At 70.7% G+C, this 26088-nt stretch carries 19 protein-coding genes and 1 tRNA gene; 13 read left to right on the top strand and 7 right to left on the bottom strand.

What is annotated here, in order from left to right:
- Window positions 1-209: 209 nt before the first annotated feature.
- The 6 genes from BLW84_RS15160 (at window position 210) to BLW84_RS15185 (ending at window position 7780) form a co-directional block, all read left to right on the top strand.
- Complete coding sequence (locus BLW84_RS15160; protein WP_093266063.1) at window positions 210-1226, top strand: methionine ABC transporter ATP-binding protein; 1017 nt, start codon at window positions 210-212, stop codon at window positions 1224-1226.
- Entirely contained in the window at window positions 1223-1906 is a 684-nt protein-coding gene (locus BLW84_RS15165) for a methionine ABC transporter permease (protein WP_177226483.1), read from the top strand. The genes BLW84_RS15160 and BLW84_RS15165 overlap by 4 nt, the downstream gene beginning before the upstream one ends.
- 78 nt (window positions 1907-1984) lie before the next feature.
- The gene (locus tag BLW84_RS15170; RefSeq protein ID WP_093265878.1) at window positions 1985-2794 is read left to right on the top strand and encodes a MetQ/NlpA family ABC transporter substrate-binding protein; all 810 of its coding nucleotides are present in this window, start codon (window positions 1985-1987) and stop codon (window positions 2792-2794) included.
- Between the two features lie 135 nt (window positions 2795-2929).
- Entirely contained in the window at window positions 2930-3886 is a 957-nt protein-coding gene (locus tag BLW84_RS15175) for a 4-(cytidine 5'-diphospho)-2-C-methyl-D-erythritol kinase (RefSeq protein ID WP_177226484.1), read from the top strand.
- 119 nt (window positions 3887-4005) lie between these two features.
- A complete protein-coding gene (locus tag BLW84_RS15180; protein WP_093265881.1) occupies window positions 4006-5787 on the top strand; it encodes an ABC-F family ATP-binding cassette domain-containing protein in 1782 nt (593 codons plus the stop codon).
- Window positions 5788-6127: 340 nt separating this feature from the next.
- Window positions 6128-7780 (top strand): fatty acyl-AMP ligase, encoded by a 1653-nt coding sequence (locus BLW84_RS15185; RefSeq protein ID WP_093265882.1) that lies wholly within the window; start codon window positions 6128-6130, stop codon window positions 7778-7780.
- A gap of 34 nt (window positions 7781-7814) precedes the next feature.
- Here the strand turns inward: BLW84_RS15185 and pth are convergent, their stop codons facing one another.
- Both pth and BLW84_RS15195 read right to left on the bottom strand, forming a co-directional pair.
- Complete coding sequence (gene pth / locus BLW84_RS15190) at window positions 7815-8390, bottom strand: aminoacyl-tRNA hydrolase (protein ID WP_093265884.1); 576 nt, start codon at window positions 8388-8390, stop codon at window positions 7815-7817.
- A gap of 301 nt (window positions 8391-8691) precedes the next feature.
- The gene (locus BLW84_RS15195) at window positions 8692-9294 is read right to left on the bottom strand and encodes a 50S ribosomal protein L25/general stress protein Ctc (RefSeq protein WP_093265885.1); all 603 of its coding nucleotides are present in this window, start codon (window positions 9292-9294) and stop codon (window positions 8692-8694) included.
- A 366-nt stretch (window positions 9295-9660) separates the two neighbouring features.
- Between BLW84_RS15195 and BLW84_RS15200 the strand changes: the two genes are divergently transcribed.
- Both BLW84_RS15200 and BLW84_RS15205 read left to right on the top strand, forming a co-directional pair.
- Window positions 9661-10296 carry an NAD(P)-dependent oxidoreductase gene (locus BLW84_RS15200; protein ID WP_093265887.1) on the top strand — a complete coding sequence of 212 codons (636 nt, stop codon included), beginning with the start codon at window positions 9661-9663 and terminating at the stop codon, window positions 10294-10296.
- Between the two features lie 131 nt (window positions 10297-10427).
- Complete coding sequence (locus tag BLW84_RS15205; RefSeq protein ID WP_093265888.1) at window positions 10428-11042, top strand: malonic semialdehyde reductase; 615 nt, start codon at window positions 10428-10430, stop codon at window positions 11040-11042.
- Window positions 11043-11148: 106 nt separating this feature from the next.
- Here the strand turns inward: BLW84_RS15205 and BLW84_RS15210 are convergent, their stop codons facing one another.
- From BLW84_RS15210 to BLW84_RS15225, 4 genes are all read right to left on the bottom strand, one after another.
- A complete protein-coding gene (locus BLW84_RS15210) occupies window positions 11149-12120 on the bottom strand; it encodes a ribose-phosphate diphosphokinase (RefSeq protein ID WP_218157324.1) in 972 nt (323 codons plus the stop codon).
- Between the two features lie 38 nt (window positions 12121-12158).
- Entirely contained in the window at window positions 12159-13673 is a 1515-nt protein-coding gene (gene glmU, locus BLW84_RS15215) for a bifunctional UDP-N-acetylglucosamine diphosphorylase/glucosamine-1-phosphate N-acetyltransferase GlmU (RefSeq protein WP_093265891.1), read from the bottom strand.
- A gap of 343 nt (window positions 13674-14016) precedes the next feature.
- Complete coding sequence (locus tag BLW84_RS15220; protein WP_177226494.1) at window positions 14017-15723, bottom strand: tetratricopeptide repeat-containing diguanylate cyclase; 1707 nt, start codon at window positions 15721-15723, stop codon at window positions 14017-14019.
- A gap of 137 nt (window positions 15724-15860) precedes the next feature.
- Window positions 15861-15931: transfer RNA gene (locus BLW84_RS15225), tRNA-Gln, on the bottom strand.
- Between the two features lie 418 nt (window positions 15932-16349).
- On the opposite strand from BLW84_RS15225, the gene BLW84_RS15230 reads away from it, so the two are divergent.
- On the top strand, window positions 16350-17318 hold the full coding sequence (locus BLW84_RS15230; protein WP_093265893.1) for an acyl-CoA desaturase: 969 nt from the start codon (window positions 16350-16352) through the stop codon (window positions 17316-17318).
- A gap of 174 nt (window positions 17319-17492) precedes the next feature.
- Entirely contained in the window at window positions 17493-18086 is a 594-nt protein-coding gene (locus BLW84_RS15235; protein ID WP_093265895.1) for a TetR/AcrR family transcriptional regulator, read from the top strand.
- A gap of 359 nt (window positions 18087-18445) precedes the next feature.
- Here BLW84_RS15235 and BLW84_RS15240 read toward each other — a convergent pair whose 3' ends face one another.
- On the bottom strand, window positions 18446-19636 hold the full coding sequence (locus BLW84_RS15240) for a PQQ-dependent sugar dehydrogenase (RefSeq protein ID WP_177226495.1): 1191 nt from the start codon (window positions 19634-19636) through the stop codon (window positions 18446-18448).
- Window positions 19637-19797: 161 nt separating this feature from the next.
- Here BLW84_RS15240 and mfd point away from each other — a divergent pair, with 161 nt between their 5' ends.
- The 3 genes from mfd to BLW84_RS15255 all read left to right on the top strand — a co-directional run bounded on the left by mfd (window position 19798) and on the right by BLW84_RS15255 (window position 25997).
- Entirely contained in the window at window positions 19798-23406 is a 3609-nt protein-coding gene (mfd, locus tag BLW84_RS15245; protein WP_093265898.1) for a transcription-repair coupling factor, read from the top strand.
- Window positions 23407-23593: 187 nt separating this feature from the next.
- Entirely contained in the window at window positions 23594-25291 is a 1698-nt protein-coding gene (locus tag BLW84_RS15250; protein WP_093265900.1) for a BCCT family transporter, read from the top strand.
- A gap of 160 nt (window positions 25292-25451) precedes the next feature.
- Window positions 25452-25997, top strand: coding sequence for an AMIN-like domain-containing (lipo)protein (locus BLW84_RS15255; protein WP_093265902.1), 546 nt, complete (start codon window positions 25452-25454; stop codon window positions 25995-25997).
- Window positions 25998-26088 lie beyond the last annotated feature (91 nt).

Raw genomic sequence — 26088 nt, forward strand, 5'->3', positions numbered from 1 at the left:
GCGGGTCAGACCCGAGCTCAGCTGGCCCGATCCCGGCAGAACCACATCCGGAGGCTGCTGACGCAGCGTCGCGTCATCGACCACGGGCGCCGTACCACCACCGCCTGTCGTCGCGAGATGTGACCCAGCACTTCCTCCCTTTCCGAAGTTCCTTGGCCTGCGCTGCCCTGTCGTGCGCGCGGCCGTCGCGAGCTGATGTGGAGCCGATCGTGATCACAGTCGAGAACCTGACCAAGTCCTTCCAGCACAACAACGGAACCGTCCGCGCCCTCGACGGCGTGTCGATGGAGGTTTCGGCCGGTGCGGTGTGCGGGGTGGTCGGTCCGAGCGGGGCCGGCAAGTCGACCCTGGCCCGGTGCATCGCGCTGCTGGAGAAGCCGGACGGCGGCGCCATCCGCGTCGACGGCACCGACCTCGTTTCCCTCGGCGGCAAGGCGCTTCGCGCGGCGCGTCGCCAGATCGGCGTTGTGCCGCAAGGCGATTCGCTGCTGCGCCAGCGCACCGCCGCGGGCAACATCGCGTTGCCGCTGGAAGCGGCCGGTGTCAGCGGCCCGCAGCGGCGCACCCGCGTCGGCGAGCTGCTGGACCTCGTGGGCCTGACCGACAAGGCCTCCGTCTACCCCGACCAGCTCTCCGGCGGGCAGCGCCAGCGGATCGCGGTGGCGCGTGCGCTGGCCGCCAAGCCGTCGGTGCTGCTGGCCGACGAGCCGACCTCGGCGCTCGACCCGAGCACCACCGACTCGGTGCTCACGGTGCTGGACCGCGCCCGCGCCGAACTGGGCGTCACCGTGCTGGTGGTCACCCACGACATGGCCGTGGTGCGCAAGATCGCCGACGACGTCGCGGTGCTGGAGGACGGTCGGGTGGTCGAGCACGGCAAGGTCATCGACCTCGTCGCCGAGCCCGGCAGCCGGGTGGGCGACACGCTGCTGCCCGGCACCGACCAGGGCGATTCGCTGCGGCCCGGCGGTCGGCACGACGTCGTCGCCGAGGTCGTGCTGGTCGGTTTCGCCGCAGTCGGCGCGCTGCTGCCGGAGGCCGCCGGCCGGTTCGGGGTCGAGCTCGCGATCCTGGGCGGCGGGTTGACCAGGCTGGGCGACACGCCCGTGGCGAAGTTCAAGGTCGGCCTGACCGGCGAGCGCGCCGAGGCGGCCCTGAAGTGGATGGTCGAGCGGGACGCGCATGTGCGACGCGCCCCGGTGTGCGTTGACGGAGCTGCTGCGTGAGTGATGTGACCCCCTGGTCGGAGGTCCTTGGAATTCTTGGTGAAGCGACGATCGACACGCTCTACATGGTGTTGGTGTCGACCCTGCTGGCGGTGCTGGGAGGCCTGCCGCTCGGGGTGCTGCTGCACCTGACCTCGCCCGTCGGCCTGAACCCGAAGCCCGTGCTGTACCGGGTGCTCGGCGTGATCGTCGACGTGGTGCGTTCGGTGCCGTTCGTCGTTCTGCTGGTGGTGCTCGCGTCGTTCACCCGGCTGCTGATCGGCACGTCGATCGGCAGCACCGCGGTGATCGTGCCGCTCACCATCGGTGCTATCCCGTTCTTCGCGCGGTTGACGCAGAACGCGTTGCGCGAGGTCAGCTTCACCGTGGTCGAGGCTGCGATCACGACCGGATCGAGCAAGCTGCGGATCGTCTGGACGGTGCTGCTCGGCGAGGCGCGGGCCGCGCTGGTCGGCGCGGTCGGCGTCACCGCCGTGGCGCTGGTCGGCTACGCCGCGATGGCCGGCGCGATCGGCGGCGGCGGGCTGGGCACGACCGCGATCCAGGACGGCTACCAGGGCTACGACGACCGGATCCTGTGGGGATCCGTGGTCGTGCTCGGCGTGCTGGCCTTCGCGATGCAGCTGATCACCGACCGGGCCGCGAAGCTCGTCGACCGGCGCCGGTCCGCGACGAGCTGACCTCGTGGGCGACGCCCACCCGAACCTCTTCCTGCTTGGGACTACTTCCCAACCGCTGTCCAGAAAGGACGAACTCTGATGCGTTTGCGTTTTGCCGCCCTGGTGGCCGCGGCCGGCGTGGTGCTGGCCGCGTGCGGAGGCGGCGGCCAGGCCTCCACGGACCCGAACGCCCCGCTGCGGGTCGCGGTCAGCCCGACCCCGCACGGCGAGATCCTGCAGTACGTCAAGGACAACCTGGCGAAGCAGGCCGGGCTCGACATCGAGATCGTCAAGTTCGACGACTACAACCGGCCGAACGAGGCCGTCGCGCACGGCGAGCTGGAGGCGAACTACTTCCAGCACCAGCCCTACCTGGAGGAGTACCGCAAGCAGCGCGGCGGCGACTTCGTCTGGATCCAGGCCGTGCACCTGGAACCGCTCGCGGTGTACTCCAACAAGGTCAAGTCGCTGCAGGAGGTCCAGGACGGCGCGACGGTCACGCTGTCCAACGACCCGGCGAACCAGTTCCGCGGCCTGAAGCTGCTGGAGCAGGGCGGCCTGATCAAGCTCAAGCCGGAGGCCGCGGTGGGCACCCGGTTGGAGTCGGCGATCGCCGAGAACCCCAAGAACATCAAGTTCAAGGACCTGTCGCCGGACCAGCTGCCGCGCTCGGTGGACGACGCCGCCGCCGCGGTGGTCAACGGCAACTACGCGATCAAGGCGAACCTGCAGAACCCGGTCCTCGTGGAGAGCCCGGAGAACAACCCGTACGCCAACGGCCTGGTGACCACCCCGGCCCTGGAGAAGGACCCGCGGATCCAGAAGCTCGCCGAGCTGCTGCGGTCCCAGCAGGTCAAGGACTTCATCAACCAGAAGTACGGCGGCGTCGCGGTCATCCCGGCTGCCTGACCGGATCATCCGCGCTGAAGGGCGCCTGCCGGCGAGTGATCGCCGGGAGGCGCCCTTCACCGTATTTTCCGGTCCCGTACCCAGGGAAGTCGGCGGCGAGGTTTCTTCTACACGTACGCTCTAAGAGTGCTCTCCGTGGTTCCTACCCCCATCACCGTTCGCGTTCCCGCCAAGGTGAACCTGCACCTGTCGGTCGGGGACCCGCGCCCGGACGGTTACCACGAGCTGGTCACCGTCTTCCAAGCGCTGTCGATGACCGACGAGGTCACCGTGCTGGTCGCGGAGGAACCCGGCATCGACGTGCACGGCGACGGTGCGGACTCGGTGCCCACCGGCCCCAGCAACCTGGCCTGGAAGGCCGTGCAGCTGCTCGCCGAGCACAGCGGGCGCGATCCGGAAGAGCCCGGGGTGCGGCTGTCGATCAACAAGGGCATCCCGGTCGCCGGCGGGATGGCCGGCGGAAGCGCCGACGCGGCGGCCACGCTGCTGGCGCTGAACCACCTCTGGCGGCTGGAGCTGGGCCGCGACGACCTCAGCGAGATCGCCGCGAAGCTGGGCAGCGACGTCCCGTTCTCGCTGCAGGGCGGCACGGCGCTGGGCACCGGCCGCGGCGAGCGTCTCGTGCCGGTGCTGGCGCGGCACACCTTCCACTGGGTCATCGCGCTCGATCGCCGCGGGCTGGGCACGCCCGGCGTCTACACCGAACTCGACCGGCTGCGGGCGGAGTCGAAGCCGAACCGCGTCGGGGAGGTCGAGCCGCTGCTGGAGGCGCTGGCCTCCGGCGACCCGCGGCAGCTCGCCCTGCTGCTGGGCAACGACCTGCAGGCGGCGGCCGTGTCGCTGCGCCCCGGGCTGCGGCGCACGCTGCGCGCGGGCGTGCAGGCAGGCGCGCTTGCCGGGATCGTCTCGGGCTCGGGCCCGACCTGTGCCTTCCTCTGCACCGACGCGGACGCGGCGGTGCGGGTGGCGGCCGAGCTCTCCGGTGCGGGCGTGTGCCGCACGGTCCGCGTCGCCCATGGCCCCGTCCCGGGGGCCCGAGTGGTCTCGGAAGAACCGGCCCACCGCCCCACCCCGCCCCAGGTCCACGCCTGAAGCGCAGTTTCAATTGAAACTGCGCGCCTAGGACTCCGGTCTGCAGTTTCAATTGAAACTGGGGCCGGGACCCCAGCCCGTGATCACGCAACGCAGTTGATGGAGTAGACGAACACCCGATGGTGAACCTGGTCAATCTGGAATCGGTCAGCAAGAGCTACGGCGTGCGCCCGCTGCTGGACGGCGTCTCGCTCGGGGTCTCGGCCGGCGAACGCATCGGGGTCGTCGGCCTCAACGGCGGCGGCAAGACCACGCTGCTGGAGGTGCTCGCCGGCGTCGCGGAGCCCGACAACGGCCGGGTCAGCCAGAGCCGCGACCTGCGGATGGCCGTCGTCACGCAGCGCACCGAGCTGCCCGCCGATTCCACGGTGCGCAACGCGGTGCTCGACCCGCACGGCTTCAGCGCCGAGCACGAATGGGCCGCCGACCCGCAGGTGCGCTCGGTGCTCAGCGGCCTCGGCATGACCCGCCTCGGCCTGGACACCCCGGTCACCGACTTCTCCGGCGGCGAGCGCCGCCGCGTCGCCCTGGCCGCCGCGCTGGTGCGCGACCTGGACCTGCTGGTGCTCGACGAGCCGACCAACCACCTGGACATCGAGGGCGTGCGCTGGCTGGCCGATCACCTGTTGGAGCGCAAGTGCGCGCTGGTGATCGTCACCCACGACCGCTGGTTCCTGGACACCGTCTGCAACCGAACCTGGGAGGTCGTCCAGGGCCGCGTGGAGCAGTACGAAGGCGGCTACGCCGACTGGGTCTTCGCCCGCGCCGAACGCGCCCGCATCGCCCAGCAGGCGGAGGAGAAGCGGCAGAACCTCGCGCGCAAGGAACTCGCGTGGCTGCAGCGCGGCGCGAAGGCCCGCACCTCGAAGCCCCGGTACCGGATGGAGGCGGCCGAGGCGCTGATCGCCGACGTGCCGCCGGCGCGCGACACCGTCGAGCTGGTGGCGTTCGCCAAGCGCCGCCTCGGGAAGACGGTGCTGGAGCTGGAGGACGTCGACCTCCGCATCGCCGACCGCACGCTGCTGGACGGCGTCACCTGGCGCGTCGGCCCCGGCGACCGGATCGGCCTGGTCGGCGTCAACGGCTCCGGCAAGACGACGCTGCTGAAACTGCTCGCCGGTGAGCGCGAAGCCGACGCGGGCAAGCGCATCGAGGGCAAGACGGTGCGGCTGGCGCACCTGACCCAGGAACTGCACGACCTGCCCGGGCACTGGCGAGTGCTGGAAGCCATCGAGAACGTCGCCGAGCGGGTCACCCTCGGCAAGTACGAGCTGTCCGCGTCGCAGCTGGGCGAGCGCTTCGGCTTCGGCAAGGGGCGGCAGTGGACGCCCGTCGAGGACCTCTCCGGCGGCGAGCGCCGCCGCCTGCAGCTGGCCCGGCTGCTGATGGCCGAGCCGAACGTGCTGATCCTCGACGAGCCCACCAACGACCTCGACATCGACACCCTGCAGCAGCTCGAAGACCTGCTCGACACCTGGCCGGGCACGCTGGTGGTCGTCTCCCACGACCGCTACCTGGTGGAGCGCGTGTGCGACAGCGTGCACGCGCTGTTCGGCGACGGCAGCCTCACGCACCTGCCGGGCGGCATCGACGAGTACCTGCAGCGGCGGGAGTCGCTGCTGGAAGCCGCCGAAGACAGCATCGGCAAGCAGGCGACCGACGCGGCGAAGCCGCGAGGGCTCTCCGGCGCGGAGGAGCACGCGGCGCGGAAGGAGCTCGCGCGCTGCGAGCGTCAGCTCGACAAGCTCGCCGAGCGCGAAGCGCGGCTGCACGAGAAGCTCGCGGAGGCCGCGACAGCGCCGGAGCGGTTGGCGGAGCTGAACGCGGAGCTGCGCGGGCTTCAGCAGGAGAAGGACGACGTCGAAGCGCGCTGGATGGAGCTCGCCGACCAGCTCGGCTGACCTGACTTCGCCTGAAAGATCGCTTCAGGATGGCTCCACCCGGCTGATCCCGATGGCGCCCGGTGCCCGACATCGGTGGCGATTTCGCGCGGGATCGCCATCCCGCCCTCACGTGGCGTGGCGATTTCGCGCGAAATCGGCGCACTGAGTCCCAGCCGGGCACGTCCCGCGCGTGCCGGCGCGCCATTCTGAAACGACCCCTGAAGCCGGGCGGTTTCCGCGCGTCCGGGCGCTCCCGATTTGGCCTGAGATCGGGACCTTCGCCCTTGCGGGGTGCTCGATGAGTGCGTGTTGTGCCGAAACCTGTGCGTGCGATCACCGTGCTCGTAAGCTGCGTCACATGAGTCGGTTCGTGGAGACATTGGTGGCGTCCGCCCGGGAGAACTCCGGTCCGCAGGCGCGGGGGCTCACGACGGGCGAGCCCGAGCAGCCGTGGTTCCGGACGTGGGCGGAGGTGCACGCCGACGCGCTGCGGATGGCCGGGGCGCTGGGCGACGATCTCGGGCCCGGGCGGGTCGTCGCGATCCTCGCCGCCGATCCCGGCCTGATCGCTCCCGCCGTGCAGGCCGTGTGGCTCGGCGGCGGCAGCGTGACGATGCTGCACCAGCCGACACCGCGCACCGACCTCGCGCACTGGGCCGAGGACACCGTCCGGGTGCTCAAGATGATCGGCGCCCGGCTGGTGCTGCTGGGCGCCCCGTTCGAGGACCTGGCCGGCGTGCTGGAGGAGAACGCGATCGGCTTCCGGAACCTGGCCGGTCTCACCGACGGCGAACCGCTCGCCGAGCCGGTCGCCGTAGACGAGGACGCGACCGCGCTGCTGCAGCTGACCAGCGGCTCCACCGCCGACCCCAAGGCCGTGCGGATCACCCACGGCAACCTCTACGCCAACCTGCGCGCGATGGTCACCGCCGCCGATCTCGATCCCGCGCACGACGTCGCGGTGTCCTGGCTGCCGCTGTTCCACGACATGGGGATGGTCGGCTGCCTGACGGTGCCGATGGCGATCGGCATGTCGGCGGTCAAGGTCACCCCGGCCGACTTCCTGGCCCGGCCGCTGCTCTGGCCCGAGCTGATCAGCCGCTACCGGGGGACCGTGACCGCCGCGCCGAACTTCGCCTACGCGATCGTCGGCCGCCGGATGGCCCGTGCCGACGACGGCGACTTCGACCTGTCGAGCCTGCGGTTCACGCTCAACGGCGCCGAACCGATCGATCCGGCGGCGGCGCAGGCGTTCACCGACGCGGGGGCCAGGTTCGGGATGAGCCCGGACTGCATGGTGTGCGCGTTCGGGATGGCCGAGGCCACGCTCGCGGTGTCGTTCGCGCCGCTGGGGAGCGGCCTGGAGGTCGACACCGTCGACGCGGACGCGCTGGAGCAGCAGCGGCGGGCCGAACCCGCGTCGCCGGACGTCGAGCGGGCGCGGCGGCTCGCGCTGCTGGGAAACCCGTTGCCAGGACTGGAGGTCGACGTCGTCGACGACTCGGGCCGGCAGTTGGGGGAGCGGCAGGTGGGGCGGCTGCGGATCCGGGGCGAGGCCGTGACGCCGGGCTACCTGACCATGGACGGCCCGCTGTCCACGCAGGACGCTGCCGGCTGGCTGGACACCGGGGACGAGGGCTACCTGGTCGACGGCCAGGTGGTGATCTGCGGGCGCCGCAAGGACGTGATCATCATGGGCGGCCGCAACATCTACCCGGTGGACATCGAGCGGGCCGCCTGCCAGGTCGAGGGTGTGCGCGCGGGCAACGCCGCCGCGGTCCGGCAGGACGCCGGGAGCCGGCGGGAGCGGTTCGCGGTGGTGCTGGAGTCGCGCCTGGCGGGCGACGAGTCCGCGGAGAAGGCGCTGCGCAAGGAGGTCGCGGCGCGCATCGTCGACGCGGTGGGCGTGCGCCCGTCGGCGGTCGTCGTGCTGCAGCCGGGTTCGCTGCCCAAGACCCCGTCTGGGAAGCTCAAGCGCGCCGCCACGGCCGCGCTGGTCCCCGCCGAATGACCTTTGTGGACGGTCATGCCGAGGGGCCCCGGGATCAGTGGAAGCGGTTCTGAGCGGCTTCGAGGCCGTCGGTGACCAGGGCCTCCACCGCGTCCGCGCAGAGGTCGATGAGGTACGCGAGCTCCTTGCGCTCGGCGCCGGAGAAGTCCTTGAGGACGTAGTCGGCCGGATCCATCCGGCCGGGCGGGCGGCCGATGCCGAAGCGGACCCGCAGGTAGTCGCGGGTGCCGATGGACTTGCTGATCGAACGCAGCCCGTTGTGGCCGTTCTCGCCGCCGCCGCGCTTGAGCCGGACGGTGCCGAACGGCAGGTCGAGCTCGTCGTGGATCACGATCACGGATTCCGGCGGCGCCTTGTAGAACTTCACCGCGCCGGCCACCGGGCCGCCGGAGAGGTTCATGAACGAGCGCGGCTTCACCAGCACGGCGCGCGCGCCGGCCAGCCGGCCCTCGACGACCTCGGCGCCGGACTTGTGCGCCTTGAACTTCCCGCCGATCCGGTCGGCGAGCTCGTCGGCGACCAGGAAGCCGATGTTGTGCCGGTTCCCCTCGTAGCGAGGCCCGGGATTGCCGAGTCCGACGATCAAAGCGACCGAGTCCGGAGTGCTCACGGGAAGAAGTCTCCTGCTCTGAGGACTGTGTCGAAGGTGGCTTGCGTGGCGGTGCGGGTGGCGGCCCCCCTGCGGGAGTTACTGCGGTCTTCTCGCTGTGGGACCCCCGAGCTCATGAATGCCAATTCACCACGTCGGGGCTGTCCTCGCGAGAAAACCTCTGAGAACCCGCGGCGGTGCAAGCTAAGTCCCACACCGCAAGCGGCTGACGCCGCTTGTGAAACAGACCCCAGATGGCACGCAGCGCGCCGCCCCGATCGGATGGATCGGGACGGCGCGCGGTGCGCCCGACGTCGGAGGCTCAGGCCTCTTCGGCGGTCCCGCCCTCGGTCGCCTCAGCGGCTTCCTCGGCCATCGAAGCCGCGGCCTCGGAGACGTTGACGACCAGCGCCTCGGGGTCGGCCTGCAGGGTGACGCCCGCCGGCAGCTGGATGTCGGAGGCGTGGAGCTGGGTGCCGATCTCGGCACCGGCGATCGACAGCTCGAGCTGCTCCGGGATGTGCAGGGCCTCGGCCTCGATCTCGACCTCGGTGATCTCCTGGCTGACCAGGCCGCCGGGGCCGGCCTCGCCGGTCAGCACGACCGGCACCGCGACGGTGACCTTCTCGCCGCGCTTGACCAGCAGCAGGTCGACGTGCTCGATGTAGTTCTTGATCGGGTGCGTGGTGATGGTCTTGGTGAGCGCGAGCTCGCTGTCGCCACCAGACACATCAAGCGTCAGCACCGCGTTGTGCCCGTTCTCGCGGATCGCGCGGGCGAACTCCACGGAGGGCAGGGACAGGTGCTTCGGGTCGGAGCCATGACCGTAGAGCACCGCGGGGATCTTGCCGGCGCGGCGGGTGCGGCGGGCCGCTCCCTTGCCGAACTCGGTGCGCTGCTCGACGGCGATACGTACCTCGGACACGGTGGTGCACTCCTCATGACGTCGGGCGGAACGTGAATTGGTCGCTGGCCTGCGGCGGTGGGGCGCGCTACTGGCGTGATTACGACGCGGTGCCGAACGGGCACCCGGGGTGTGAGCGACATCAGTGCGCCAACCAAAGTGGTCGGCGGCCACCGTGCCACCGCGCCGATCACGCCGGGCGAACGTCCCGACCTCGCCGAGGCAACCCGAATAGTCTAAACGGTGCTTGCATAGTCGTTTTCGCACGGGTGACCCCACCCGGTTCCGGTCGCGCTCGCCCAATGGTTACCCGGAGGAACTCAGCGCACGTTGAAGTCACTGGTAACCAGTGGTTAGCGTCGGTGACCAGCACAGAAGGAGGATGCGATGCGACTGGTCCTTTTCGGCGCGACCGGCTTCGCCGGCGGCGCGATCCTGCGGGAGGCCAAGCGGCGCGGCCACGAGGTGATCGGCGTGGCCCGGAACGTCGAGTCGTTGGCCGAGCCCGGGAGGGCGGGTTCGCTGCACGACGAGCAGTTCGTGCTCGACGTGACGGCGGGCGCGGACGCGCTGCTGGTGGCCATTCCGGCCCGGCCGATGCCCGACGACACGAAACTGCTCGACGCGGTGCCCACCCTGTTCGCGGCGGCCGAGCGGCACGGCCTGCGGATCGGTGTGGTCGGCGGCGCCGGGAGCCTGCACGTGTCCGAGGACGGCCCGCGGGTGATCGACACGCCTGGGTTCCCGGACGAGTTCAAGCCGGAGGCCGGCGCGCACGCCGAGGTGCTCGCGGCGTTCCAGCGGGCGCCCGCCGAGGTGGACTGGTTCTACCTCAGCCCGGCGGGGACCTTCGGGGCCTACGCCCCGGGCGAGCGGACCGGCTCCTACCGGCTCGGCGGCGACGTGTTGGTGACCGACGCCGACGGTAACTCCGCGATCGGCGGCGACGACTACGCGATCGCGTTCGTCGACGAGCTGGAGAAGCCCGCGCACCGGCGGCGGCGCTTCACGGTCGGCTACTGACCGACCGTGAGGCCGGTCACAGCGAGCCGATTCCGGAATATTTGAAAGCTCAAGCAATGTTGGGATAAGGGATCGCCTGCGCCCGGTGCGCGGGCGATCCCCGGAATCCCGACCGCTCCAGGAGTGAGTTCATGACCGCGATCGACCAGGCCGAGCAGCTCGTGCTCGGCGCGGACGCCCAGAACCTGCTGTTCCGCGAGGCCCGCACCGCCAACAGCTTCAGCGACGAGCCGGTCACCGACGAGCAGATCCAGGCCGTCTACGACCTGGTCAAGTGGGCCCCGACGTCGATGAACCAGCAGCCGCTGCGCATCGTGCTGGTGCGCTCCGACGAGGGCAAGCAGCGCCTGCTGCCGCACCTCATGGAGGGCAACCGGGTCAAGACCGAGAAGGCCCCGCTGGTGGCGATCCTGGCCGCCGACACCGACTTCCACGAGAACCTGCCGCGGGTGTTCCCGCACGCGGAGGGCGTGCGGGAGATGTTCGCCGGCAACGACGACCTCCGGCTGACCAACGCGAAGCTCAACGCGAGCCTGCAGACCGCGTACTTCATCCTCGGCGTGCGCGCCGCCGGGCTGGCGGCCGGTCCGATGACCGGTTTCGACAAGGCGGGCATCGACGCGGAGTTCTTCCCGGGCGGCAAGCAGCAGACGCTGGTCGTGGTCAACATCGGCAAGCCGGGCGAGAACCCCTGGTTCGACCGCCTGCCCCGCCTCGACTACGACGAGGTCGTCACCACCGTCTGATCCGCACGGTTTGCGGAACCCGAACGGCCCCGGTCCGAAGTGGACCGGGGCCGTTCGCGTTCGTGGCCGTTCGAGCGCGGACGCCCCCGGGAGGGCGTCCGCGCGATCAGGCGCGGCCGTCGAAGAGGCTGGTGACCGAGCCGTCCTCGAAGACCTGGTGGATGGCCTCCGCGACCAGCGGGGCGATCGACAGGACCGTCAGGTTCGGGAACCGGCGCTCCTCCGGGATCGGCAGCGTGTTGGTCAGCACGACCTCCTTCGCGCCGCAGGAGGACAGCCGCTCCACCGCCGGGCCGGACAGCACCGCGTGGGTGGCCGCGATGATGACGTCCTTCGCGCCCGCCGCCAGCAGCTGCTCGGTGGCCTTGGTGATCGTGCCGCCGGTGTCGATCATGTCGTCGACCAGCACGCACAGCCGGCCCTCGACGTCACCGACGACGCGGTTGGCGACCACCTGGTTGGGCTTGCTGGGGTCGCGGGTCTTGTGGATGAACGCCAGCGGCGTGCCGCCGAGGTCGTCGGCCCACTTCTCCGCCACCCGGACCCGGCCCGAGTCGGGGGAGACCACGGTGATCTGCTCGCCCGCGTAGGTGTCGCGCATGTAGCTGGCCAGCAGCTTCTGGGCCATCAGGTGGTCCACCGGGCCGTCGAAGAAGCCCTGGATCTGGTCGGTGTGCAGGTCCACCGCCATGATCCGGTCCGCGCCGGCGGTCTTGAACAGGTCCGCCATCAGCCGCGCCGAGATCGGCTCGCGGCCCTTGTGCTTCTTGTCCTGGCGGGCGTAGCCGTAGAACGGCATGACCACGGTGATGCGCTTGGCGCTGGCGCGCTTGAGCGCGTCCACCATGATCAGCTGTTCCATGATCGCGTCGTTGAGCGGGTTGCAGTGCGACTGGATGACGAACGCGTCGCACCCGCGAACCGACTCGTCGTACCGCACGAAGATCTCGCCGTTGGCGAACTTGTAGGCAGCCTGGGGCGTAACCGTTACGTCGAGCTGCTTGGCCACCTCCTCGGCAAGTTCCGGGTGACTGCTGCCGGAAAAGAGCTTCAGGCTCTTCTTCGGAGTCGCAGACATCGCACTCACGGTCATCGTCCCTCCCCGTAAGACGCCCGTCACTGGGCGTCGTTCGTCGGATTGGTGGTCGGTTCTTTCGACAAAGCCTGTTGTGCGGCCTGGTCTGCGGCGGTGCCGGGGCGGCGTTTGGCGACCCAGCCTTCGATGTTGCGTTGCTTCCCGCGGGCGACCGCCATCGCGCCGGGCGGGACATCCTGGGTGATCACCGAGCCGGCGGCGGTGTAGGCGCCGTCGCCGATCTCGACCGGGGCGACGAACATGTTGTCCGCGCCGGTCCGGGCGTGTGATCCGATCACGGTGTGGTGCTTGGCCACCCCGTCGTAGTTGACGAAGACGGTGGCGGCGCCGATGTTGCTCCGCTCGCCGATCGTCGCGTCGCCGACGTAGCTCAGGTGCGGCACCTTGGTGCCGTCGCCGATCGCGGCGTTCTTGGTCTCGACGAAGGTGCCGATCTTGCCCTTGGTGCCGAGCCGGGTGCCGGGGCGCAGGAACGCGAACGGCCCGACCTTGGCGTCCGGCCCGATCTCGGCGCCCTCGCCATGGGTGCGCACCACCGACGCGCCGGGGTGGATCACGCAGCCGGTGAGCGTGGTGTCCGGGCCGACGACCGCGCCCTCGCCGACCTTGGTGCCGCCGCGCAGCTGCACGCCCGGCTCCAGCAGGACGTCGCGGTCCAGCTCCACGTCGGCGTCCAGCCACACCGAGTTCGGGTCGGTGATCGTGACGCCCGCGCGCATCCAGCGCAGCAACAGGCGGCGGTTGAGCTCGGCGCCGAGGCGGGCCAGCTGCACCCGGTCGTTCACGCCCTCGACCAGCCACGGGTCGGAGCAGACCAGCGCGCCGACCGGGCGGCCGTCCCCGCGCGCGATCGACAGCACGTCGGTCAGGTAGAGCTCGCCCTGGGCGTTGTCGGTGGACAGCCGCTTCAGCGCGTCGGTGAGCACTGCCGCGTCGAAGGCGTAGACGCCGGAGTTGATCTCGGTGATCGCCGCCTGCTCGGGCGTGGCGTCCTTCTGCTCGACGATCCCGGTCACCCGGCCGTCGGCGTCGCGCAGCATCCGGCCGTAGCCGGTCGGCTCGTCGACGACCGCGGTCAGCACGGTGACGGCGTTGCCGGCTTCGCGGTGTTCGGCGAGCAGGGCGCGCAGCGCTTCGCTGTCGAGCAGCGGCACGTCGCCGTAGCTGACCAGCACCGTGCCCGTGAGGCCGGTCGGCAGCCCGGAAAGCCCGCAGGAGACCGCGTGTCCGGTGCCGAGCTGCTCTTCCTGGACCGCGGTGACGACCGGGCGGTCCAGGGCGTCGGCCAGGCCGGTCAGGTGTTCGGCCACGGCGTCGCGGCCGTGTCCCAGCACGACCACCAGCGAGTCGGGGTCGAGACCGGCCGCGGCGCGCACGGCGTGTTCGACCAGGGGCCTGCCCGCGAGCCGGTGCAGGACCTTCGGCGTCGCCGATCGCATCCGAGTGCCCTCGCCCGCGGCGAGCACGACCGTGCTGACGGCTTCCGAAGACGCATCGCTGCGGGAGGAGGGCTGGGCGGTGTCGCCCTGGAGCATCAGCGCTCTCCCTTGATCTGTAGATGCGGCTCGGCGGCGTGGTTCAGCCGTCGGGCCGACGGTGCCTGTTGCGTCCAAGCGGGTGAAGAGTAACCGGCCCGGTGCCCCCTCGGCTCCGGTGCCCCTGCGCGCCTGTCCGGCGGGTGTGATGGTACCGCCGACCGGCGGTAATAAGTGCTCGGAGCCAGCCTTCTAGCTGCGATTATGTGATCTTCGATGCACTCCGGACGGTCCGCGGCGAGCCCCGCTGTGGCCGATCACACGGGTGTTTTCGCGCCGACCGAACGGCAGATCCGGTCGGCGCGGCCCGGCGGGGGAGGCCGCCGGGCCACACCTGATCGGGTTAGAGAGCGTCCGGGGGAATCCACATCGAGTTATCCGTCGGGACGTCCGCCGGCGGGCTGCTCGGCGGCGTGGCGGTCACGCCGGAGAACGCCACGACGCGGTTGCCGCCGCCGCGCTTGGCCTGGTACATCGCGGCATCCGCGCGCGCCAGCACTTGCGCGGCCGATTCCTGCGGCCGCATCGCGACGACGCCGATCGACAGGGTCACCCCGTACGAGACCTCGCCCGGCAGGCTGTCGACGGCCTCGGTGGTGCGTTGCAACGCCGCCTCGGCGGCGCCGAGCGTCGCGCCCGGCAGCAGCACGACGAACTCGTCACCGCCGTAGCGGGCCACGAAGTCGTCGACCCGCAAGGTGTCGCGCAAGGTCATCGCGACCGTGCGCAGCACGTCGTCGCCTTCCGCGTGCGAGCAGCGGTCGTTGACGCCCTTGAACCCGTCGAGGTCGACCAGAGCCACCGCCAGCGGCTGCGCGTCGGGCGCGGTGAGCATCGTCTCCAGCCGGTCGTCCAGCGCGCGGCGGTTGGACAGGCCGGTGAGCGGATCTTGCAGCGCCTGCCGGGTGATCGCGTCGTGCTTGTGGGTCAGCCGCGAGTTCTCCAGCCTGATGACCAAAGTGGACAGCCGGGCCTGGCGCATCGCCCACAGCTCGGTCTCCAGCTCCAGCGCGTAGTCCCGCAGCGCGGCGGGGCGGCCGCCGAGGTCGACCAGCTGCGCGTGCTCCCGGGCCAGCGAGATCCGCAGCGTCGGCTCCGAAGTGTCGGTCTCCATGTCGGCGCGGGCATCGGACAGCACCTGCACCGCCTCGTCGCTGCGGTCCGCGAGGGTCAGGCACCGGGACAGCGCGATCGCGACGATGATCTCCTCCCGCGGGTGGATCGCCCGGTCCAGGCTGCGCAGCACCTCCAGCCGCTCGATGTACTCGATGTGCGGCTGGGCCAGCGCGTGGGCGGCACCGAGCACCGGGACCTGTTCGGCGGCGGGGCGGTCGGACACGCGGGGGAACAACGACTCCCGCCACGGGCCCTCCACCGCGACGGCGATCTGCGAGGCGGTGTCGAACCGGGTGTTCGCCTCCTCGTACTGCCCGATGCGCTCCAGCCGCAGGCCCCAGCCGAGCAGCATCCGGCACCTGTTGATCATGTGCACCGCGATCTCGTGCGGGCCGCCGCTCTCCCGGATCCGCTGGTGGGCGCGGGTCATCACCTCGTCGGCCGTCTCGTAGACGCCGAGCTGGGTGAGCACCAGGCCGATGTCGATCAGCGAGGTGGCCAGCAGTCGCTCCCACGACCGGCGGCCCAGTGTGCGGTCCGGGACCAGCTCGTCGTCGAGCATCGCCAGGCCGTGCGCCACCTCGGTCAGCGCGCTGTCCTCGCTGCCGCCGATCAGCGCGCGCCGGCTGCGCAGCGCGTGCGCATCGGCTTCCAGGACCCGCAGCCCGTGCCGACGGGTGTGCATGAGGAGTTCGTCGAGCAGCGGATCAGCGCTGTCGACCAGACCGGGCGTCGCCAGCCGCATCGAGGCGCAGTGCCGCAGGAGCTGGCCGACGATGCGCGGCTCGCCGCGCCGCTGGGCCTCGGCGAGCAGGTCGTCCGCCTCGCGGATGGTGCTTCGCTGGCCGGACGCATCGCTGTGCTGGCCGACTGCGTTGAGTTCGCGTGCGCGCCCCACGAGCCAGGCGTCGGACACCTCGCTCAGCGTGGTCATCGGGTCTTCGCGCACGGCGGTCGTGTCGTCGCGCAGCGGCGCACACCCCCTGTTCACCATCGCTCCCCGGCGGCCCGGGCGGCGCGCTGGGCCTCACGAGGGGCTGCGCGCCGCGCCGGGTCCGGGAGGACCGCTCGCTCCGCCGCCAGGATTCGAACCTGGACCATCGGAACCAAAATCCGAGGTGCTGCCTTTACACCACGGCGGATCGGGCGCTGTCTGCCCGCGATGCCGGCTTGTGATCCCCGGCACCGCGGCCCGAGCTTACCGGCCCGGGCCGACAGGCGGTGGTACCCGGCCGACATCGTGGCATGCCCCCGTCGCCGGGTCGGCGTCGGGCTTGCGGGTTCTCGGGTTTCCTCGCGCGCTGACACGTGTATGGGACGCGCGTGGGCATCCGCCGGTTGCGTACAAGATCACCGCTGTTCGGGTGAACAAGGGCGATTCGGACACGCCCGGCGGGGTGCGACACGCCGCAATGTTGCCGCTCGGGGGTGACGATTCGGCATCGAATAACTTACGCTAGCGTAGGTTACGGTCCCGTAGGGTGGAGGTGTTACGGGGCCGGGCTTCCCGGCGCTGACCACAGTTTTCCCACCTCCCCAACGCCATTCGAGGTATTGAGTATGACCGCAGCAACCGAGCGCGTGGCCACCTCAGAGGCCCGTGCCGAGTCCGGGCCGAAGCCCTTGATCGCGGGCACCCGATCGTGGGTGGCGCAGCTGTCGGTGTATGTGTTCGTCCTGGTGCCGTTCCTCGCCCTCGTGCTGGCGGTGCCGGCGGCCTGGGGCTGGGGGCTCGGCTGGGTCGACATCACCTTGGCGCTGGTCTTCTACGTCGCGTCGGGGCTGGGTGTGACGGTCGGCTTCCACCGGTACTTCACGCACGGCTCGTTCAAGGCGAAGCGTGGGGTCAAGATCGCGTTGGCCATCTTCGGCATGATGGCCGTGCAGGGACCGGCGATCACGTGGGTCGCCGACCACCGCCGGCACCACGCCTTCTCCGACCGCGAGGGCGACCCGCACTCGCCGTGGCGCTTCGGCAGCTCGCCCGCCGCGCTGGCGAAGGGCTTCTGGCACGCGCACATGGGCTGGCTGTTCGAGCGCGACCTGACCAACGAGGACCGCTTCGCGCCGGACCTGCTCAAGGACGCGGAACTGGTGAAGGTCAACCGGCTGTTCCCGCTGTGGACGGCCCTCAGCCTCGTGCTGCCCGCCGTGCTGGGCGGGCTGATCACCTGGTCGCTGTGGGGCGCGTTCACCGCGTTCTTCTGGGCCGGGCTGGTCCGGGTGTCCTTCCTGCACCACGTGACCTGGTCGGTGAACTCGATCTGCCACATGATCGGCGAGCGGCCCTTCAAGAGCCGGGACAAGGCGGCGAACTTCTGGCCGCTGGCGATCCTGTCCTTCGGCGAGTCGTGGCACAACCTGCACCATGCCGACCCGACCTGCGCCCGGCACGGCGTGCTGCGCGGCCAGCTCGACATCTCGGCGCGCGTCATCTGGATCTTCGAGAAGCTCGGCTGGGCCTGGAACGTCCGCTGGTCCAACGAGAAGCGGCTCGCCCGGATCTCGGTCACCGAGTACAAGGGCTGATCCCCAGCCGGTTCGAAGTGCCCGCGCAGCGACATCGCGCGGGCACTTTTTCGTCAGGCCAGGACGTATGTGTCGGGCCCGCACCTTAGGGTTGTGCAAGTGGTATCACGGCGACGCGGGCGGACTGCGCCCGAACCGGAGGCGCGGCCGAAAGGGCGCACCGCACGGGTCAGGATGACGGGCAAGGAACGTCGGCAGCAGCTGCTGGACGTCGCTAGGGCGCTGTTCGCGGAGAAGGGCTTCGACGGCACGTCCATCGAGGAGATCGCGCACCGCGCCGGGGTGTCGAAGCCGGTCGTCTACGAGCACTTCGGCGGCAAGGAAGGCGTCTACGCGGTGGTGGTCGACCGCGAGATGCGCAACCTGCTGGACCTGGTCGTCTCCGCCCTGTCGGCGGGGCATCCGCGGGATCTCCTGGAGCAGGCGGCGCGGGCGCTGCTGGACTACATCGACAACAACACCGACGGTTTCCGGGTGCTGGTGCGCGATTCGCCGGTGGCCAGCAACAGCGGCACCTTCTCCAGCCTGCTCAACGACATCGCGAGCCAGGTCGAGCACATCCTCGCCCTGCAGTTCAGCGCGCGGGGCTACGACGCGAAGCTCGCCCCGCTGTACAGCCAGGCGCTGGTCGGCATGGTGGCGCTGACCGGCCAGTGGTGGCTGGAGGCGCGCAAGCCGAAGAAGGAGGAGGTGGCCGCGCACCTGGTCAACCTCGCCTGGAACGGCCTCTCCCACCTGGAGCACAAGCCCCGCCTGTCCACGAAATGACGGTTCGCAGTTTCAATTGAAACTGTGGACACTCGGGTACTGAACCCTGGTGATCCTGTGTGGAGATCGCAGTTTCAATTGAGGTTTTTTCATCCTGGTCGGCCCGCAGTCGCGGGTCGCAAAGGTGCACGTCGATGGGGTGTCGCATGCGCCGCAGGCGCATAGCCCACCTACGACACTTGCACCGCCGCGGGTTCACGGTGCCCACCCCTTCGGGGTTCCCTCGGCGAGGACGGCCCCTCCGCCGTGTATCGGACATACATCAGGAGGGGCACCCACAGACCAGGGAGCCTCTGAGGTTCCGCCACTCGCACCGCCACGCAAATCGAGGTTGGAAAAACCTCAATTGAAACTGTGGGTCAGGTCGTGGCGATGCGGAGGACCTTGTCGTCGGTGCCGTTGGACGTCGTGACGTAGAGGGCACCGTCGGGGCCCTGGCGGGCCGCTCGGAGCCGGCCGTGGGTGTCGTTCAGCTCCGGCGGGATCGCCACCTCGTCGATCGTTCCGTCCGGTCGCACCTCGAAGAGCAGGAGCTTGGCGCCCTTGAGCGCGGTGACCGCGAGCATCCCGTCGAAGCGGTTCCACTGCGGGCCGGTCAGGAACGTCGCCGCGCTGATCGCTTCGGTGTGCTCGCCGGACGACCAGACCGCCTTGACCGCGTCCGGGAAGCGGTGCAGGTCGGTCATCGGCACCGACTCGTCGTAGCTGCGTTCGGTGCCGCCGCGCGACGGGTCCCAGCCGTAGTTCCCGCCCGGCCGCAGCAGGTTGATCTCGTCGTCGACGTCCGGCCCGTGCTCCGCGACGAACACCTGACCGCCCGGCCGCGGCGCGATGCCCTGCGGGTTGCGGTGCCCGTAGGTGTAGAGCAGCCGCTCGCGCGGGTTCGGCGAAGCGATGAACGGGTTGTCCGGTAGGGGAGCGCCGGTATCGATGTTCATCCGCAGGACCTTCCCGCCGAGCGAGCCGCGGTCCTGCGCGATCGCGGGCCGCGCCGTGTCCCCGGTGCTCACCAGCAGCGCGCCGTCCTCGGCCACCGCCAGCCCGCAGCCGGAGTGCCGACCACTGGGATTCACCGGCAGCCCGGTGAGCAGGTCGCCGACCCGGTCCGCGCGCGAGCCGTCCTCGGAGAGCCGCCAGGTGATCAGCCGGACGTCGACAGCGACGCCGTTCTCCTGGTGCGTCTGGCAGGTGATGAACCGCCGGTTGTCGGCGAACGCCGGGTGCATCAGCAGGCCCATCAGCCCGCCTTCGCCCTCCGCGAGCACGTCCCCGAGGTCCGCCTGCACCGGCCGCACCAGCGCGCCCGGCCGGTGATCGGCGAGCAGCGCGATCCGGCCGGGGCGCTGGCTGACCAGCGCGGTGCCGTCCGGTAGGAACCCGATGTCCCAGGGATGTTCCAGCCCGGCCGCGACGATCTCGACGCGCAGCGCCGACGGCGCCGGGGCGGCCGTGCTGACCGGCGCGGGCCGATCGTCGCTGCTCGCGATGCCGCAGCCGGCCAAGGCGCCGATCAGCGGGAGGAGCATGGCGATCGCGGCGAACCGGCGCATGGGCATGCGCACAGTGTGACACCGGCCATGCGGTGCGTTCGGGTCGTCGCGATCGTGTCGCACCGGAGTCGTAGTCTGGAACGCGTCGCCCCTGCGGTCTCGGCGTTCGTCCCGGGCAGGGGTGTGCCCGCATTCGCCATGTCTTGCTGCGAGGTAGCTCCATGAGCCAGGCCGGTCCCCTGCGCGGACTGCTCGAAATCGTGCTGCGCGATCCCGCCATCCGGCAGGTCGTGGCGGCGGCCGGGCGTCCGCGCCTGGTGCTGGAAGGCCCTGCCGCGGCCCGGTCGCTGACCGCCGGCGCGCTGGCCGCCGAGGGCGGTGCCGGGCGGCCGGTGCTGCTGGTCACCGCCACCGGCCGGGAGGCGGAGGAGGCCGCGGCGGCGCTGTCGGACCTGCTCGGCCCGGCCGGCGTCGAGGTGTTCCCGTCCTGGGAAACCCTGCCGCACGAACGACTCTCGCCCCGCGCCGACACGGTGGGCCGGAGGCTGTCGGTGCTGCGCCGCCTCTCGCATCCCGAGGAGCACGCGCACGGCGCCGTCCAGGTGCTGGTGACCACGGTGCGCAGCCTGATCCAGCCGATCGCGCCCGGGCTCGGCGAGCTGGCCCCGGTGCGGCTGGCCGTCGGCACCGAGCAAGACTTCGAGGAAGTCGTCGAGCGGCTCGCGTCGCTGGCCTACGACCGGGTCGACATGGTCGAGAAGCGCGGCGAGTTCGCGGTGCGCGGCGGCATCGTCGACGTGTTCCCGCCGACCGACGAACACCCGCTGCGGGTGGAGTTCTGGGGCGACGAGGTCACCGAGATCCGCCCGTTCGCCGTCGCCGACCAGCGCTCGCTCGCGGACTCGCAGAGCACCGAGCTGTTCGCCCCGGCCTGCCGGGAGCTGCTGATCACCGAGCAGGTCGCCGAGCGCGCCGCGAAGCTCGCCGAGCAGCACCAGACCGACACGCACCTCGCCGAGATGCTGGAGAAGATCGCCGGCGGTGCCCCGGTGGAGGGCATGGAGGCGCTGATCCCGGCGCTGTGCGAAGGCGAGATGCGGCTGCTGACCGACCTGGTCCCGGCGGGCACGCACGTGCTGCTCGCCGACCCGGAGAAGATCCACGCCCGTGCCGCCGACCTGGTGCGCACCGGCCAGGAGTTCCTGGAGGCCTCCTGGATGGTCGCCGCCGATGGCGGCAAGGCGCCGATCGACCTGGGCGCCTCGGCCTACCGCAGCCTCGCGGAGGTCGCCGAGCACACCCGCTCGATCGACCTGCCGTGGTGGCCGCTGACGCAGCTGACCAGCGAAGAGGGCGAGGACGACGACGAGGTCATCCGGCTCGTCCTCAAGCAGGTGGACGCCTACCGCGGCGAAATCGAGCGCGCCTTCGCCGACCTGCGGGCGCACACCGCCGCCGGCGGCGCGGCGGTGCTGGTGGTGGCCGGTGCGGGCACCGCCCAGCGCGCGGTGCAGCAGCTGCGCGAGGCGGAACTGCCCGCGCGGCTGGCCGAGGACGGCTTGGCGGCGGAGCCGGAAGCCGGCGTGGTGACGGTGGTGCGCGGCGGGCTGGAGGACGGCTTCGCCGCGCCCGGGATCGCGCTGGTGGTGCTCACCGAGGCGGACCTGACCGGCGGCCGGGGCGGCACTTCCACGAAGGACATGCGCCGGATGCCGTCGCGGCGGCGCAACGCGGTCGATCCGCTGGCGCTCAAGAACGGCGACTTCGTGGTGCACGAGCAGCACGGCATCGGCAAGTACGTGGAGATGGTGCAGCGCACCGTCGCCGGCGCGACCCGCGAGTACCTGGTGCTGGAGTACGCGGCGAGCAAGCGCGGCCAGCCCGGCGACCGGCTGTTCGTGCCGACCGACCAGCTCGACGAGGTCACCCGCTACGTCGGCGGTGAGGCGCCGACGCTGAGCAGGCTCGGCGGTTCGGACTGGAAGAACACCAAGGCCAAGGCGCGCAAGGCGGTCAAGGAGATCGCCGCCGAGCTGGTGCAGCTGTACGCGGCGCGGCAGTCCTCGCCCGGACACGCCTTCGGCGCGGACACGCCGTGGCAGCGGGAGCTGGAGGACGCCTTCCCCTACACCGAGACCGGCGACCAGCTGGCCGCCATCGACGAGGTGAAGGCCGACATGCAGCGCCCGGTGCCGATGGACCGGGTGATCTGCGGCGACGTCGGCTACGGCAAGACCGAGATCGCGGTGCGCGCGGCGTTCAAGGCGGTGCAGGACGGCAAGCAGGTCGCGGTGCTGGTGCCGACGACGCTGCTCGCCCAGCAGCACCTGAACACCTTCACCGACCGGATGCGGTCGTTCCCGGTGACGGTCAAGGGCCTGTCCCGGTTCACCGACTCGATGGAGTCCGAGGAGACCATCAAGGGCCTGGCCGACGGCGCGGTCGACATCGTGATCGGCACGCACCGGCTGCTGCAGACCGGGATCCGCTACAAGGACCTGGGCCTGGTGATCGTCGACGAGGAGCAGCGCTTCGGCGTCGAGCACAAGGAGCACATCAAGGCCCTGCGCACGTACGTGGACGTGCTGACCATGTCGGCGACGCCGATCCCGCGGACGCTGGAGATGAGCATGGCGGGCATCCGGGAGATGTCGACCATCCTCACCCCGCCGGAGGAGCGGCACCCGATCCTGACCTACGTCGGCGCGTACGACCAGAAGCAGGTCGCCGCCGCGATCCGGCGCGAGCTGCTGCGCGACGGTCAGGTGTTCTTCGTGCACAACCGGGTGCACGACATCGAGAAGGTCGCGCGCCAGCTGCGGGAACTGGTGCCGGAGGCGCGGATCGTCACGGCGCACGGGCAGATGAACGAGGACCGGCTGGAGAAGATCATCCAGGGGTTCTGGGAGCGCGAGCACGACGTGCTGGTGTGCACCACGATCGTCGAGACCGGCCTGGACATCTCCAACGCGAACACGCTGATCGTGGACCGCTCCGACCTGCTCGGCCTCGCCCAGCTGCACCAGCTGCGCGGCCGCGTCGGGCGGGCGCGGGAGCGCGGCTACGCCTACTTCCTGTACCCGCCGGAGAAGCCGCTGACCGACACGGCGCACGACCGGCTGGCGACCATCGCGCAGAACTCCGAGCTCGGCGCGGGCATGGCGGTCGCGATGAAGGACCTGGAGATCCGCGGCGCGGGCAACATCCTCGGCGCCGAGCAGTCCGGGCACATCGCGGGCGTCGGCTTCGACCTGTACGTGCGGTTGGTCGGCGAGGCCGTGGAGAGTTACAGGGCCGCGTTCTCGAAAGACTCTGGGGCGGAGCCGGGCGAGGCCGAGGAGGAGCTCACCGAGGTCCGGGTCGACCTGCCCATCGACGCGCACATCCCGCACGACTACGTGCCGGGGGAGCGGCTGCGGCTGGAGGCGTACCGCAAGCTCGCGGCGGCGGTCGACGTCGAGTCGTTGGAGGCGGTGCGGGCGGAGCTCGTCGACCGGTACGGGCAGCTGCCCGAATCGGTGGAGCGGCTGCTGAAGGTTGCCCGGTTCCGGCAGGCCTGCCGCGAGCACGGGGTCCGCGAGGTGACCCTGCAGGGCGCGTCGCTGCGGCTGGCGCCGCTGGAGCTGCCGGACTCGAAGCAGGTGCGGCTCAAGCGCCTCTACCCGAAGGCGGTGTACAAGCCGACGGTTCGCACGGTGTCGGTGCCGAGGCCGACGGAAGGCGCGGCGGGCGGCCGGATCGGCGCTCCGCAGCTGCGCGATGAGGCGCTGCTGGACTGGTGCACCAGGTTCCTGGCGGACCTCACCACCGCCCCGGCCCCGGTCGCCTGAGCGAGCCATGAAGTGGCTCGTGGGCGCATCAGCTCCGGCTTGAGGCCGAAGCGGATGCGCCCACGGGTCGCCACCACCTGCGACCACGCCCCACGGCCTCCGCGCCCCTGCTTCTGAGTTGCCGGGATCCCGGCCCGGCGTGACGGTTGATCCGGCTTCGCAGGGCGTCACGAGGAGGCGCGGCATCATGACCAGGAAGTCCTCGGAACAGCAGAAGGCGGGCAGCGGCATTCCGCAGTCCCCCGCCGCGTTCGCCGTCGAGCATGCGCCCCGCACCGACTTCGTCGTCTTCGGGGTCACGGCCGCGATCACCGTCTTCTTCGTCTGCTGGGGCGTGTTCTCCACCGAATCGCTGGCGCGGACGTCGTCCGCCGCGCTGTCCTGGCTGGTCACCAACATCGGGTGGGGCTTCGTGCTCGCCGCCACCGGATTCGTGGTGTTCGCGCTGTGGCTGGCGATCAGCCGCTACGGCGCGATCCCGCTCGGGCAGGACGACGAGCAGCCGGAATTCCGCACCGTGTCGTGGATCGCGATGATGTTCAGCGCCGGCATGGGCATCGGCCTGATGTTCTTCGGCGTCGCCGAGCCGCTGGCGCACTTCGTCAAGCCGCCGCCGGGCACGGTGGCGCCGCTGAGCGAGGCGGCGGTGGAGACCGCGATGGCGACGTCGTTGTTCCACTGGACGCTGCACCCGTGGTCGATCTACGCGGTCGTCGGGCTGGCCATCGCCTACGGCAGCTTCCGGCGCGGCCGCAAGCAGCTGATCAGCGCGGCCTTCACGCCGCTGCTCGGCAGGCGCAAGGCGGAGGGGTGGGTCGGCAAGCTGATCGACATCCTCGCGCTGTTCGCGACGCTGTTCGGCTCCGCCGCGTCGCTGGGGCTGGGGACGCTGCAGATCCAGAGCGGCATGCAGTCGGCCGGCTGGATCGCCGGCGTCGGCACCACGATCCTGGTGCTGATCATCGTGGTGCTGACGATCTGCTTCATCTTCTCGGCGGTGTCGGGCGTGGCCAAGGGCATCCAGTGGCTGTCCAACATCAACATGGTGCTGGCCGCGCTGCTCGCGATCTTCGTGTTCGTCGTCGGCCCGACGGTGTTCGTCCTCGACCTGCTGCCCACCACGATCGGCGTCTACCTGCGCGACTTCGGCGAGATGGCCTCCCGGTCCGGCGCCACCGGGGGCGCGGCGATGAACGACTGGCTGTCCAGCTGGACGATCTTCTACTGGGCGTGGTGGATCTCGTGGACGCCGTTCGTGGGCATGTTCATCGCCCGCATCAGCCGCGGCCGCACCATCCGGCAGTTCGTCACCGGCGTGATCCTGGTGCCCAGCGCTGTGAGCCTGGTGTGGTTCGCGATCTTCGGCGGCAGCGCGATCCGGGTGCAGCAGAGCGGGGTCGACGTGTACCGCAGCGGCGGCGAGGAGGCGCAGACGTTCGCCGTGCTGGAGACGCTGCCGCTGTCGGCGATCACCACGGTGCTGGTGATGATCCTGGTGGCGATCTTCTTCGTCTCCGGCGCCGACGCGGCGTCGGTGGTGATGGGCACGCTGTCGCAGCGCGGCTCGATCGAGCCGAGGCGGTGGATGGTGGTCTTCTGGGGCGCGGCGACGGGCGCGGTGGCCGCGATCATGCTCATCGTCGGCGGCGAGAACGCGCTCAGCGGCATCCAGAACCTGACCTTCCTGGCGTCGGCGCCGTTCGCGGTGGTGATGGTGCTGCTGTGCGTCGCGCTGATGAAGGACCTGCGCGAGGACCCGATGATGCAGCGCGGCATGAAGGGCGCCCAGGTGCTGGAGCAGGCGGTCATCCACGGAACGGAGCGCCACGGCGGGGACTTCCAGCTGGAAGTGGGTCCGGCCGAAGGAGATTCGCAGCAGCCCTGATCGTCCGCTGTGGATGGTCCACAGAGGATTTTGAGCCGCTGATCCCCGGCGCGGTGGATCGTGCGCCAGATGTCCGGAAGATCAGTTGTGCGAGGTGCGGAACCTCCAGCGCCGTGCTGCGTCTATGGGAGAAAGGCTTCCCCGGCGAGAGGTTCTGACGATGTCGTTGCGCAGCAAGCTGGTTCTGGCGACCGGTTCGATCGCGCTGTCCGCGCTGGCGTTGACCGGATGCGCCGCAGGCGCCGAGACGCCGGCCCCCGTGCCCTCGGCCGGTGGTTCCGCGTCGGCCGGTGGCGTGTCCAGCCTGACCTCGTCGGCCACCAAGCCGGAGATCCGCGCCGGTGTGCACGGCAGCGAGGAGCGGGTCGTGTTCGACTTCAGCAAGCTCCCGAACGCGTCGGGCCTGAAGGTGATGAAGCACGAGATCAACTCGCAGTCGCCGGCCTGGGGCGGCTCGGGCGAGCCGGTCGAAGGCATGACCGGCAAGTCGTTCCTGCACATCTACGTGGAGATCGCCGACCAGGACCGCAGCACCGCCGGGCCCGAGCAGTTCGGCCAGAAGCTGGCGAAGAGCGCGGTCGTCAACGACAACTCGCACGGCACCGGCGAGCTGACCATCGGGCTATCCCAGGGCGTCGACTACGAGGTGTTGGTCGAGGGCGAGAAGGTGATCGTCAACATGGCCGAGGGCCCGTTGGGCCGTTGAGTCCAACCGATGTCGTGAGCGTCGACTTCGGACTGTGTCGAGGCTTCACCGGAACGTGACTTCGTGAGAGGGTGCCCGCTGTGAGGTTCCG

Origin of the sequence: Saccharopolyspora shandongensis, assembly GCF_900106995.1 — a bacterium.
Taxonomy (GTDB): Bacteria; Actinomycetota; Actinomycetes; order Mycobacteriales; family Pseudonocardiaceae; genus Saccharopolyspora; species Saccharopolyspora shandongensis.

Excerpts from the sequence above, each read along its gene's own strand:
- BLW84_RS15170 (WP_093265878.1), top strand. The coding sequence starts at position 1,985 with ATGCGTTTGCGTTTTGCCGCCCTGGTGGCCGCGGCCGGCGTGGTGCTG.
- BLW84_RS15180 (WP_093265881.1), top strand. The coding sequence starts at position 4,006 with ATGGTGAACCTGGTCAATCTGGAATCGGTCAGCAAGAGCTACGGCGTG.
- BLW84_RS15185 (WP_093265882.1), top strand. The coding sequence starts at position 6,128 with ATGAGTCGGTTCGTGGAGACATTGGTGGCGTCCGCCCGGGAGAACTCC.
- BLW84_RS15200 (WP_093265887.1), top strand. The coding sequence starts at position 9,661 with ATGCGACTGGTCCTTTTCGGCGCGACCGGCTTCGCCGGCGGCGCGATC.
- BLW84_RS15205 (WP_093265888.1), top strand. The coding sequence starts at position 10,428 with ATGACCGCGATCGACCAGGCCGAGCAGCTCGTGCTCGGCGCGGACGCC.
- BLW84_RS15210 (WP_218157324.1), bottom strand. The coding sequence starts at position 12,120 with ATGTCTGCGACTCCGAAGAAGAGCCTGAAGCTCTTTTCCGGCAGCAGT.
- glmU (WP_093265891.1), bottom strand. The coding sequence starts at position 13,673 with ATGCTCCAGGGCGACACCGCCCAGCCCTCCTCCCGCAGCGATGCGTCT.
- BLW84_RS15220 (WP_177226494.1), bottom strand. The coding sequence starts at position 15,723 with ATGACCACGCTGAGCGAGGTGTCCGACGCCTGGCTCGTGGGGCGCGCA.
- BLW84_RS15230 (WP_093265893.1), top strand. The coding sequence starts at position 16,350 with ATGACCGCAGCAACCGAGCGCGTGGCCACCTCAGAGGCCCGTGCCGAG.
- BLW84_RS15235 (WP_093265895.1), top strand. The coding sequence starts at position 17,493 with ATGACGGGCAAGGAACGTCGGCAGCAGCTGCTGGACGTCGCTAGGGCG.
- BLW84_RS15240 (WP_177226495.1), bottom strand. The coding sequence starts at position 19,636 with ATGCGCCGGTTCGCCGCGATCGCCATGCTCCTCCCGCTGATCGGCGCC.
- mfd (WP_093265898.1), top strand. The coding sequence starts at position 19,798 with ATGAGCCAGGCCGGTCCCCTGCGCGGACTGCTCGAAATCGTGCTGCGC.
- BLW84_RS15250 (WP_093265900.1), top strand. The coding sequence starts at position 23,594 with ATGACCAGGAAGTCCTCGGAACAGCAGAAGGCGGGCAGCGGCATTCCG.
- BLW84_RS15255 (WP_093265902.1), top strand. The coding sequence starts at position 25,452 with ATGTCGTTGCGCAGCAAGCTGGTTCTGGCGACCGGTTCGATCGCGCTG.